The 12090-nt window shown below is 47.7% G+C and carries 8 protein-coding genes; 6 read left to right on the forward strand and 2 right to left on the reverse strand.

The window, feature by feature from the left end:
* From AC3A14_RS21765 to lpxA, 4 genes are all read left to right on the forward strand, one after another.
* Window positions 1-2678, forward strand: a 2678-nt coding sequence (locus AC3A14_RS21765) for a BamA/TamA family outer membrane protein (RefSeq protein ID WP_487779160.1), incomplete at its 5' end; no start/stop codon positions are given.
* Between the two features lie 2 nt (window positions 2679-2680).
* Window positions 2681-3511: a UDP-3-O-acyl-N-acetylglucosamine deacetylase gene (gene lpxC, locus AC3A14_RS21770; RefSeq protein WP_318735415.1), complete on the forward strand. Its 831-nt coding sequence runs from the start codon at window positions 2681-2683 to the stop codon at window positions 3509-3511.
* Between the two features lie 24 nt (window positions 3512-3535).
* Window positions 3536-4045 carry a 3-hydroxyacyl-ACP dehydratase FabZ gene (gene fabZ, locus AC3A14_RS21775; RefSeq protein ID WP_271942112.1) on the forward strand — a complete coding sequence of 170 codons (510 nt, stop codon included), beginning with the start codon at window positions 3536-3538 and terminating at the stop codon, window positions 4043-4045.
* A 48-nt stretch (window positions 4046-4093) separates the two neighbouring features.
* Entirely contained in the window at window positions 4094-4894 is an 801-nt protein-coding gene (gene lpxA / locus AC3A14_RS21780; RefSeq protein ID WP_318735412.1) for an acyl-ACP--UDP-N-acetylglucosamine O-acyltransferase, read from the forward strand.
* Window positions 4895-4966: 72 nt separating this feature from the next.
* Here the strand turns inward: lpxA and AC3A14_RS21785 are convergent, their stop codons facing one another.
* Window positions 4967-5797, reverse strand: a complete 831-nt coding sequence (locus tag AC3A14_RS21785; protein ID WP_318735411.1) for a Uma2 family endonuclease — start codon at window positions 5795-5797, stop codon at window positions 4967-4969.
* 119 nt (window positions 5798-5916) lie between these two features.
* Between AC3A14_RS21785 and lpxB the strand changes: the two genes are divergently transcribed.
* On the forward strand, window positions 5917-7095 hold the full coding sequence (gene lpxB, locus AC3A14_RS21790; protein WP_487779157.1) for a lipid-A-disaccharide synthase: 1179 nt from the start codon (window positions 5917-5919) through the stop codon (window positions 7093-7095).
* 68 nt (window positions 7096-7163) lie between these two features.
* On the opposite strand, the gene AC3A14_RS21795 is transcribed toward lpxB, so the two are convergent.
* A complete protein-coding gene (locus AC3A14_RS21795) occupies window positions 7164-8264 on the reverse strand; it encodes an isocitrate/isopropylmalate family dehydrogenase (RefSeq protein ID WP_318700294.1) in 1101 nt (366 codons plus the stop codon).
* Between the two features lie 340 nt (window positions 8265-8604).
* On the opposite strand from AC3A14_RS21795, the gene AC3A14_RS21800 reads away from it, so the two are divergent.
* Complete coding sequence (locus AC3A14_RS21800) at window positions 8605-11970, forward strand: bifunctional diguanylate cyclase/phosphodiesterase (RefSeq protein WP_487779161.1); 3366 nt, start codon at window positions 8605-8607, stop codon at window positions 11968-11970.
* The last annotated feature ends 120 nt before the right edge of the window (window positions 11971-12090 follow it).

The following is a 12090-nucleotide window of genomic DNA, read 5'->3' on the forward strand; positions in this document are numbered from 1 at the left end:
ATAAGACATTAGCTTTTACCTCACTTCCTGAACCACAACAGCTATCGGACAATTCAGAGCAGCTTGCTTTTACCCCATTTTCTGGAGTACAGGAAAATACAGTAACTGAGGAGCAAACGTTAGCCTTTACCTCGCTTCCCCAACCGCAACCATTAGCGGAAAATTCAGAGAAGTTGGCTTTTACAGCTTTTTCTGAGGTAGAGGAAAATGCGGTAACAGAGAACAAGACATTAGCCTTTACCTCGCTTCCTGAACCACAACAGCTATCGGAAAGTTCAGAGCAGCTTGCTTTTGCCTCATTTTCTGAGATAGAGGAAAATGCGATAACTCAGGAGAAGAAGTTAGCCTTTACCTCGCTTCCCCAACCGCAACAGCTATCAGGAAATTCAGAGCAACTCGCGTTTACCCCATTTTCTGAGGTAGAGGAAAATGCGGTAACTGAGGACAAGACATTAACCTTTACCTCGCTTCCCCAACCGCAACAGCTATCAGGAAATTCAGAGCAGCTAGAGCAGCTTGCTTTTACACCATTTTCTGGAGTGCAGGAAAATGCAGTAGCTGAGAACAAGACATTAACCTTTACTGCACTCGCTCAACCACAACCGTTAGCGGAAAATTCAGAGCAGCTAGCCTTTACCGCACTTCCCCAACCACAACAGCTATCGGAAAATTCAGAGCAGCTTGCTTTTGCTTCATTTTCTGAGATAGAGGAAAATGCGATAACTCAGGAGAAGACGTTAGCCTTTACCTCACTTCCCGAACCGCAACAGCTAGCGGAAAATTCAGAGAAGTTGGCTTTTACTCCTTTCTTAGAAATAGAGGAAGTAGAAACGGCTCCGGCAACCCCAGTTTCTCTAAACGCTCAACTGAGTCAAAACGATTCATCGCCATCAGAACCGAGAGTATTAGTAGCAGAAATTGTTGTTAGTGGAGTCGATGGAGACTTAAGAAATCGGGTATTTGATGTCATTAGTACTCAAGCCGGACGGACGACAACTCGGACTCGACTGCAAGAAGATATTGATGCAATTTTTGCCACGGGATTCTTTTCTAATGTGCGAGCAACGCCAGAGGATACCCCATTAGGTGTGCGCGTCACATTTGAGGTAACACCTAACCCAGTTTTACGACAAGTTAATATTAATGCCAATCCAGGAACAGATATTCCTTCTGTTGTTCCCCAAGAAGTGATTGACGAAATTTTTGGCGATCAATATGGCAACATTCTTAATCTACGTCGCTTTCAAGTCAGTATTCAAGATTTGAATACCTGGTATCAAGAGAATGGGTATATTTTAGCTCAGGTGGTGGATGCGCCAGATGTGAGTGATGAAGGTACGGTTACCCTAGTGATTCCCGAAGGGGTAATTGAAGGTATTGATATTGTTTATCTGAATCGAGATGGACAGGATACGGAAGAAGATGGAACTCCTGTTAAGGGCAGAACGCGGGAGTTTATTGTTACTCGACAGCTCAGTTTGCAACCGGGAGATATTTTTAATCGCGATACGATTCAAGGGGATTTACAGCGAGTGTTTGGCTTGGGAATTTTCCAGGATGTGAATGTGACGTTAAATCCAGGAACTGACCCCACAAAGGTGGTAGTGGTGCTGAATGTGCAGGAACAAAATACGGGTTCGATCGCCGCTGGTGGTGGTATTAGTTCTGCCAGTGGCTTATTCGGTTCACTAAGTTATCAAGAAACGAACTTTGGCGGCAACAACCAGACCCTGCGTACAGAAGTGCAGCTTGGTACTCGTGATTTTCTCTTTGATGTCAGCTTCAGCGATCCGTGGATTGGTGGAGATCCTAAACGCACATCTTATACTACGAACGGATTTAGGCGGCGGTCGATCTCCCTGGTTTACGATGGTGATGAAGACCCCATTCGCTTAGATAATGGCGATCGCCCCCGCGTGCTGCGTACGGGGGCAGGAATTCGCTTTTCCCGTCCCTTGGGAGAAAATCCCTTAAAACCTGATTGGCTAGCCTCTCTAGGTATACAATACCAGCGGGTTTCCATCCGCGATGCCGATAACGAACTGACGGCTAGAGACGAAGATGGGCAACGTCTAGCCTTCCATAATACCGGTATTGACGATCTCTTCATGCTCCAGTTTGGCATCGTTAGCGATCGCCGCAACAACCCAGCTCAACCCACCACTGGCTCAGTTACCCGCTTTAGTATCGAGCAGTCTATCCCTGTCACAAGCGTTGTCATGAGTCGTCTGCGGGGAAGTTACACCTTCTTTGTCCCGGTCAAATTTACGGATTTCACCGAAGGCCCCCAAGCCCTCGCATTTCAAATTGAAGGCGGTGCAACCTTCGGAGACCTCCCCCCCTATGAAGCCTTCATTCTGGGCGGTCTAGAGTCGGTGAGAGGCTTTGCAGAAGGAGATCTCGGTAGTGGTCGATACTTCCTCGAAGGTACTGCAGAATATCGCTTCCCTGTAAGCCGACTGTTCGGAGGGGTATTATTTGTGGATGCAGCAACAAACCTCGGATCGGGTAATGCTGTGATTGGTAATCCCTCTGGTCGGCGTGGATTACCCGGTTCAGGAGCATCTGCAGGGATTGGTGTACGCATCAATACTCCCTTAGGCCCCATCCGTATTGATTATGGGTTTAATACGGATGGAGGGAGTCGAGTACACTTTGGGATTGGACAAAAATTTTAATCATGGCGATCGCAACTTCCCTCAACCAACCCTTTACCCAATCGGGTGTCGGTTTGCATAGCGGACTGGAAACCCAAGTCAACGTACTGCCCGCAGAACCCGGAAGTGGACGCTATTTTGTGCGCGTCGATCTGCGAGATCGACCCACAATTCCCGCCAGTATCGAAGCCGTCAAATCTACCGTATTATCTACGGAACTCGCCATTGGGGAGACCAGCGTGCGGACAGTAGAACACCTGCTCGCCTCCCTCCTCGCCCTCGGAATCACAGATGCAAGAATCGAGATCAATGGCCCTGAAGTCCCCTTACTCGACGGTTCAGCCGCGCCTTGGGTGGAAGCCATTCGCGGTCATCAACCGGCCCCTCCCGTCCAATTTCCAGTATCAGAAGCCACCTTAACTGAACCCATTTGGATTGCCGATAAAGATGCCTTTGTTGCTGCCATTCCCGCACCCCAACTGCGCTTTACCTATGGCATTGAATTCGACTTAGCGGAGATCGGTCAACAATGGCACAGTTGGCAACCCGATCGCGAATCCTTTAGCACCACCGTTGCTCCTGCTCGCACCTTTGGACTGGCTCACCAAATTGAAACCTTACGGGCGCAAGGGTTAATCAAAGGTGGTAGTCTGGATAATGCCCTCGTTTGCGGCCCTGAAGGTTGGCTCAATCCCCCCTTACGATTTGCCAATGAACCTGCCCGCCATAAACTCTTAGACCTGGTGGGAGACCTGAGTTTATTGGGAGTTCCTCCTGTGGCTCACTATCTGGCATTTAAGGCCAGCCATCACCTTCATGTGCAACTGGCGAGGAAAATTGCCCAACCGATCTAATCCCTATTGTTTATCGTCTAACCCATGTCCACAGAAACCGAGACTAGCCCAGAAACCCCTGCTCTTGATCCAACCAACATCGTTTTCAGTGTCGAAGAGATTCAGAAAATCATTCCCCATCGTTATCCCTTTGCTCTAGTAGACCGGATCATTGCCTATGAGCCAGGCAAATCAGCAGTAGGACTAAAAAACATCACGTTCAATGAACCCCAGTTTCAAGGGCATTTTCCGGGTCGTCCCATTATGCCAGGCGTACTAATGGTTGAAGCCATGGCTCAAGTGGGAGGCATTGTAGTGGTACAAATGGACAATTTTCCAAGCGGATTATTTGCCTTTGCAGGTATCGATAAGGTTAAATTTCGCCGGCCTGTAGTGCCTGGAGATCAGTTAATTATTACTGCAGAAATTACCAAAGCTATGCCAAAACGCGGTTTTGTGATGATGAAAGGGACAATAGAAGTCAATGGTCAAGAAGTCAATGGTAAACCAATTGTAGAAGGAGAGCTGAAATTTGCAATTTTGAGTGAAGAGTAAATAACGATTTGGTGTTAGCAAGATAAGAGAAATCAGAATGGGGGAGATATGACCACCCTAATTCATCCAACGGCAGTGATTCATAGTGGTGCAAAGGTTCATCCGACGGTGAGTGTTGGCCCCTATGCCGTGATTGGGGAAAATGTGACCATAGGGGCAAATACGACTATTGGCTCCCATGTGGTGCTGGAAGGATGGACGGAGATTGGCGAGAGAAATGAGATTTTTCCTGGAGCGGCAATTGGTTTGGCTCCCCAGGATCTTAAGTATGATGGGGGCCAAACTTGGGTCAGAATCGGTAATGATAATTGTATTCGTGAATATGTGACCATTAATCGCGCAACCGCGCCGGATGAAGCAACAGTAATTGGCGATCGCAATTTACTGATGGCTTATGTCCATGTGGCCCATAATTGCTTGCTCGAAAATGAGGTGATCGTAGCCAACTGCACCGCATTTGCCGGTCATGTGCAGGTGGAATCAAAAGCTAGAATTAGCGGACTGTTAGGAGTTCACCAGTTTGTACATATTGGCCAGATGGCGATGGTGGGTGGAATGAGTCGCATTGAGCGAGATGTTCCCCCGTATATGACTGTAGAGGGAAATCCGGCCCGGGTGCGATCGCTCAATGCGATCGGCTTAAAACGCTCTGGATTAACTCAAGAAAACTTTCGCATCCTCAAAGAAGCCTATCGAATGCTCTATCGCTCCGATCTGACCTTTCAACAAGCCCTAGAGCAATTAAGCACTCTACCGAAAACCGAGCAATTAACCCACCTACACCAGTTCCTGCACCTATCTGTCACAGAAAAAGGCCGCCGAGGTCCCATTCCAGGGAATAGGGAATAGGTTGGAGTAGATGGGTGTATGAGCATTAGACAGTACTCCATAACAGGTGAAACTGCATAACCGTTAAACTTTTTAACGATTATGCGGTAGGTTATCCGGATCTAAACCCATCGCAATCAGGCGCTCTCTCAACTCCTGCAATGCGGTTTGTGCTTGTTCTTTTTCTTGTCGTTCCCACTCTTTTTCCTGTCGTTCCCACTCTTTTTCCTGTCGTTCTCGTTCCATTTCCTCTACTTCTGTAAGAATTAAATTCCCCGACTCGTCATAAAAACGCAGCCATAACCGCTCGATTCCTTTATGACTGCCTTGCCACAATCTCAAGCCCAACCCTAACTCTGCTAACCATAATTCCTGGTTTCTTATCTCTAGCTCTTGATACCCACTTTCGTCTAATTGAAAGGCTCGAAAATAGTCCTGTTCTCGTTCATAAACAATATAGTACGGGACGCGTAGAAATTGTTCGTATACTTGCCATTTTGTCGGCGGTTTTGTCAGGTCTCTACGAGTCGTTTCTCCCAAGTCTTCCCGTTGCGTACTCGGTGACAACAGTTCCACCACGATAAACGGATTCACTTCTTCTTGCCAGACGACATAACTCATCCGTAGTTCTTTCTGTTCATACAATCGAGATACTCCCACGACTCCAAACCAGTCCGGACGTTTGTATCTGTTTGTATTCTCTACATCGTAGTAGAGATTCAAATCCATGGCTGAAAATACCTGTTCTGGGGAATAGGTAGCTGGTTGAAAGGTTTGCTCTAACAGTTGAGATTGTATGGGATGATATTGGTCTGGCAAACCCGATTCTCCTACTTCTTCACTCGGTAAGTCGTACATGGTAGGCAGGTCTTCTCTTTTGGGGGTTCTTGAGATGTTATTCTGCCTTTGGGTTAAGTTAACCATAATTACAGGAAAAAGTGCTTTTGTTCTATACTATCGCTTTAAGAAGTCTATTTATGGACTATTCAAGGAAAGGGTAGAATCCTGTTGTCCCTATTCCCTATTCCCCACTCCCTATTCCCATGACCACTATTTTTATCAGTACCGGTGAAGTCTCAGGAGATTTACAAGGCGCTCTGTTGGTGGAAGCCTTGCACCGTTATGGTTCTCAACACGGTTTGGATCTGGAGATTTTTGCTTTAGGGGGAGAGCGCATGGCTGAGGCTGGAGCAACATTGTTGGGTCAAACCACAGGAATTGGTTCTGTGGGACTTTTGGAGGCGTTGCCTTTTGTGATTCCCATATTGAAGATTCAGGAGCAAGTGAAGCGCTATTTACACCAAAATCCTCCAGATGTAATTATTTTGATTGACTATATGGGGCCCAATTTAAGTATTGGTAGCTATTTGCACCGCCATTTGCCCCAAGTACCGATTGTGTACTATATTGCTCCCCAGGTCTGGGTTTGGTCTCAAAATAAACGCGATACCCAAAAAGTAACTGAAATTACGGATGTGTTGTTAGCGATTTTCCCAGAAGAAGCACGATATTTTCGAGAGCATAAGGTTAATGTCAATTGGGTTGGACATCCTTTAATTGACCGAATGCAAACGTTTCCAAACCGCGATCGCGCACGCACTACATTAGGAATAGGAGAAGATGCAACGGCGATCGCCTTAATACCCGCCTCGCGCCGTCAAGAGGTCACCTATTTAATGCCGGTGATGTTTGCAGCGGCACAACAGATTCAGCAGAAACTACCAGACGTTCAATTTTGGGTTCCCTTATCTCTAGCAGAGTTTCGAGAACCGATTGAAAGGGCGATCGCCGATTTTGGACTGCGAGCAACCCTGGTTGATGACCAAGTTCCCGCCGTTTTAGCCGGTGCAGACTTAGCTATTTGTAAATCCGGCACTGTCAATTTAGAGTTAGCTCTACTCGATGTCCCTCAAGTAGTCATGTATCGCTTAAGTCCCCTCACCGCTTGGATCGCTCGCCATATTCTCAAGCTCTCTTTACCCTATGTCTCCCCCGCCAATTTAGTGGAGATGAAACCCATTGTCCCAGAATTTCTTCAAGAGGCAGCTACCCCTGAAGCTATTAGTCAAACTGCTTTAGACTTATTATTGAATCCCCAGATTCGCCAGGAAACTCAACAAGGCTATGCCCAAATGCGCCAAGCTTTAGGAGAACCTGGAGTGTGCGATCGCGCCGCTCAAGCCATTTTTGATTTTTGGAGATCGGGGAATGGGGAATGGTGACAAGCTAATCATCATCTCTTATTCTTCTTCCCACACTACCAAGACCCATTTTTAATTTTTAATTGCTATCAAGTAGACTCTAGGGTAGACCAGACCTCCAGCTTAGTCTTGACTTTGCGAATCACTTCATCCGTAAACTCAGAAGTCGTCATTTGTCCGCCCAGATCGGGAGTGGCTTTCCCCTCATAAATCGCTTCAAAGACCGACTCATAAATCGAGCGTGAGGCACGATCTCCGGCTGGAGTTTTCACATAGGTCAATAGGGCAGCACAAGCTAAAATCATAGCCATGGGATTGGCAATATTTTTACCATAGAGAGCGGGAGCTGTGCCATGGGGCGCTTCTGCCATCACCGTTTTCACCTGCAAGGTATCGGCATCAAAGCCCATGACTAAACTCTCCGAACCGGCAATACTGCCATACATTTGTAACACCATATCGGAGAGTAAGTCCCCATCCCGGTTGAGAGCAGGTATTACCAACGCTTCGCCGCTATTTTGTAGCAAGAGCGCAAATGTAGCATCAATCAGTAGGGGTTGGTAGGCGACATCCGGATAGCGCTGGGCTGCCTCATCCAGTTCTTCCTTAAACATGCCTTCATAGGTGGCACTGACTGTAAATTTTGGCCCGCCAAAGACTTTAGCTCCCGTCCGCTTGGCATGGGTAAATGTAAATTCGGCTACCGTTCGGCAAATGGAACGACTAATCTTGGAGGTGCGCCAAGCAATTTCATCCCCGGTTTCCGTGGTTTCTCGCCATTCCTTCGCGCCATAGGCATCATCTACAGCCATGCGGACGATGGTAATGGGGGCATAAACGCCACCTACCGGTCGAATCTGGGGAATGCGTCTGCCGGTTCGTAAAATCACCGAGGCTCCCAAGGCATCTCGCAAGATGGCATTGGGGCTACCCACATCACCTGGCGTTTCTGGGGTAATGGTGGCAGCCTTCAAAGCCAGTCCCGTTTTACAGGCAACAGTGGCAGCATCCCAAACCACCTGATTGTTACTGGCTCGACGGTTGTCCAAACTCAAATCATAATCGATGAATTCCAGAGGTTGGCCAATTACCCCAGGTTGCAAGACCCGTAAAGCCTCGGCTAGAAGCTCCTCTCCGGTCTGATCGCCATGCATGACAACGATCGCAGGTGTGGGTTGTTGAGTGGGCATAACAAGTGGTCAATCCTTGAACGGGTTTGCTTTGGTTATTGTCGTCGATGGCGATCGCAGACACTGTAAACGCAATTACCAATTATAGATGTGCGTTCAATATCGTTTTTTCCCTTGAAGAGAGGATAAGTCAAAGAGGGCAGGGAATTTGATCGGATCGTAGCAGAATACGGCTAGGATGAATGTAGTGAAACTCCTTATCAGTTTGTAATGGTGAAAAGACAATTGATTTTGCCAGGGGATCAACGATTATACAAATAATGCAATCTTGAAATTTGCATCAGACCCATCCCACTACAACTCTAGAGAGGAGCCGAGTAACTGCTAAGGAAACAGCAAAATGTTACAGTGCTTGTTAGCCAATACTCCATTAAGAATTATCCTGATTGTTCCTTTTGTGGTACAAATTACAGTAGCAGTTAGTCTTACGGCGTGGCTTTCAATTCGGAATGGACAAAAGGCGGTTGATAATGTTGCTGACGATCTTTGGCAGGAGATCGCAGCCCGAACCGTAAGCTATGTTACTCAATATACTCGAATTCCTCAAGGCGTTATTGCCGATACCCTGGCTCATCAACAGTTAAACCTAACCGATCTAACCGACATAGACCTATTAACTCGGTATCTCTGGCACCAGATGCAGCATCATAAGGGGTTATTTATCACTGCCGTTGGTTATGAAACTGGGGAAGTCGTGGGGGTTGGGGTGACAAAAGAGGGGCAAATGGCCATCCGAGCTATTGACCCTGGCCAAACCCAACTCCATACCTATGCCGTTTCTGGACAAGGCGATCGCGGAGAACGAATAAGCGTCGATAACTTTGACCTCAAGAGTCGTCCCTGGTATCGGAATGCGGTGATGGCTGGCCAGTTGACCTGGACAGACATTTACCCAAACCACGATCCGCCCTTCAATATTCTCAGTGCGGTGAGTCCCTTGTATGATACGGAAACTAAGCAACTGATTGGAGTCACCAACGCCACACTTTCACTCTGGCAAATCAGTAACTTCTTAGAACAGCTCGAAATCGGGCGATCGGGTCAAATTTTTATCATGGAGCGTACAGGCGATTTGGTCGCCTCCTCTACTGGCGAGCCGCTTTCTCAAATTGACCCAACGGTTGAGAGCAAAACGTGGAAGCGATTGAATGCTCTCGAGAGCAGCGATGCACAAGTGAGGCAAACCGCAGAACATCTCATTGAGCAATTTGGCAATCTCCGTCAGATTCAACAAGTCGAACGCACTGAATTCATCGCCAATGGAACACGGGAAATTGTGCAGATTACACCCTTTTCTGACGATTTGGGGTTGGACTGGCTGATTGTCATTGTTGTGCCCGAATCTGACTTTATGGCGCAGATTCATGCCAACACCCGTAATACCCTGTGGCTGTGTCTAGGGGCACTAGCCCTAGCCACTGCCTCTAGCATTCTCACAGCTCGCTGGATTACCGAACCGTTGCTGCGGCTCAACCAGGTGGCAAAGGAGATTACCCAGAAGTCCTTAAGGTCTACATCGTTCCCAGAGGAGATGGCTACCAGCCGTACCCGTGAAGTGAGTGAGTTAAGTCACTCCTTCAAGCAGATGACCCAACAACTCCAGGAGTCCTTTACCGTGTTACAGCAGAGCGAGGCTAACTTCAAAAACGTGGCTGCCAACGTGCCGGGAGCAATATTTCACTACATTTTGTATCCCGATGGTACGGATAAAGTCCTCTATATGAGTCCAGGTTGTTATCAGCTTTGGGAAATTGAAGCCCATATAGTTGAGGCAAATACCAGTATTCTCTGGGAGATGGTTGACCCAGAAGATTTGTCTGGGATGCACGCTTCAATCATGAAATCTGCCCACACCCTGGACAGGTGGAATTGGGAATGGCGCATTACCACCCCATCGGGTCGTCGCAAATGGCTACAGGGAATCGGTCAACCGACCCAGAACCCAGATGGTTCGGTACTTTGGCATACACTGATTCTGGATGTGAGCGATCGCAAAGCGGCTGAAATCCAACTCCAGGATTTAACCAATCGATTAGAATTGGCGACTCGAGCGGCAAAGATCGGGATTTGGGATTGGGATGTGGTCACTAATTGCCTCCTTTGGGATGAACGTATGTATGAACTCTATGACATTCCCCCTGGAGACTTTTATCAAATCTATGAAGCGTGGGAAGCGGCACTGCATCCGGACGATTTGGTGTCCTATCGAGCTGCCGTACAACAAGCGCTCGATGGGGAGAACGATTTTAATTGTGAATTCCGAATCCGATGGCCGGATGGCACGGTTCGCTACATTGAGAGCTTTGCCATTGTCCAGCGAGATGCCCAAGGGCAACCTGTGCGAATGATTGGGGTGAATTTCGATATCAGCGATCGCAAACAGGCAGAAGAACAGTTAATTTATAGTGCCCTTCACGATACCCTCACCGATTTACCCAATCGGGCACTGCTCACCAGTCGATTGGAGTTGGCGATTCAAAGAGCGCAGCGATCGCCCACCTATCATTTTGCCGTGCTGTTCCTCGACTTGGATCAATTCAAGGTGATTAATGACAGCTTGGGGCATCTGGTTGGAGATCAGTTGTTATTGATCGTCGCCCAAAAGCTGCAAAGCACCATTAGACTCACGGATGTAGCCGCTCGTTTGGGAGGAGATGAATTCGTCCTTCTACTCGAACAGATTCCTGACCTCTCAACCGTTATCCATATTGCTGAACGCCTATTAGCCGAGTTTAATCGCCCCACTCCCATCGACGGTCATAACATCTTTGTCACCACTAGCATTGGTATTGTTTGGGGATCAAATACTTACACTGAAGCCTCCGATTTACTTCGGGATGCTGATATCGCTCTCTATCGAGCCAAAGCTAAAGGTCGCAATCGATACGAAATTTTTGACGCTGAGATGCACGTCCAGGCAGTGAAACGCATGACCCTGGAGCATGACCTCCGAACGGCGATCGACCAACAGGAATTTATCCCTTACTACCAGCCTATTGTCGATCTCAATACACGACAGCTCACTGGGTTTGAATGCCTCATCCGCTGGCAGCACCCCATGCGAGGTTTTATCTCTCCTACCGACTTCATTGCCATTGCCGAAGAAACTGGGCTAATCAGCACCATTAGCCAGTGGATATTGCAGTCAGCCTGTGAGCAAGTGGTGATCTGGCAGCACCAATTCCCAGACCTGGAGGATCTCAGAATCAGTATTAATCTGTCGGGACAAGACTTAAGGCAACCCACTTTGGTAGAAATGATTCAACAAACACTCACGAATACTCAGTTGTCAGCGACTTCATTAACGTTAGAAATTACTGAGAGTCTGTTGATTGAAAATATCAAAGCTACTATCCACTTGCTGGGACAATTAAGAGATTTAGGGATTCGCATCAGTATTGATGATTTTGGGACTGGGTATTCGTCCCTGAGCTATCTTTACAACTTGCCTGCCGACTATCTCAAAATTGACCAATCTTTTGTCGGGAAAATGCGGCCAGGGGACAAAAACTACAAAATTGTGCAAGCAGTGGTGAGTATGAGCGATCAGTTGCAGTTAGGGGCGATCGCCGAAGGCATCGAAATGGAAGAACAGTTAGCTTGGCTAAAAGCACTCGGCTGCGAATTGGGCCAGGGGTACTTCTTCTCACGACCCCTAACCCCAATCGCCGCGACCGATCTCTTAGCCACCAGACGCACATTGTAAGGGAATAGGGAATAGGAAATTTCTCCGTATCCTCGTGTCTCCGTTTCCCTCACTCCCTCACTCCTTACCATGTGTGGATATCCCTACCTCGAAACCTGACCTAAAACCTGATATATGTGG

The sequence above is a fragment of the Roseofilum sp. genome (assembly GCF_982964205.1).

Coding starts and splice junctions, on each gene's coding strand:
- lpxC (WP_318735415.1), top strand. CDS start 2,681: ATGGCGATCGCAACTTCCCTCAACCAACCCTTTACCCAATCGGGTGTC.
- fabZ (WP_271942112.1), top strand. CDS start 3,536: ATGTCCACAGAAACCGAGACTAGCCCAGAAACCCCTGCTCTTGATCCA.
- lpxA (WP_318735412.1), top strand. CDS start 4,094: ATGACCACCCTAATTCATCCAACGGCAGTGATTCATAGTGGTGCAAAG.
- AC3A14_RS21785 (WP_318735411.1), bottom strand. CDS start 5,797: ATGGTTAACTTAACCCAAAGGCAGAATAACATCTCAAGAACCCCCAAA.
- lpxB (WP_487779157.1), top strand. CDS start 5,917: ATGACCACTATTTTTATCAGTACCGGTGAAGTCTCAGGAGATTTACAA.
- AC3A14_RS21795 (WP_318700294.1), bottom strand. CDS start 8,264: ATGCCCACTCAACAACCCACACCTGCGATCGTTGTCATGCATGGCGAT.
- AC3A14_RS21800 (WP_487779161.1), top strand. CDS start 8,605: ATGTTACAGTGCTTGTTAGCCAATACTCCATTAAGAATTATCCTGATT.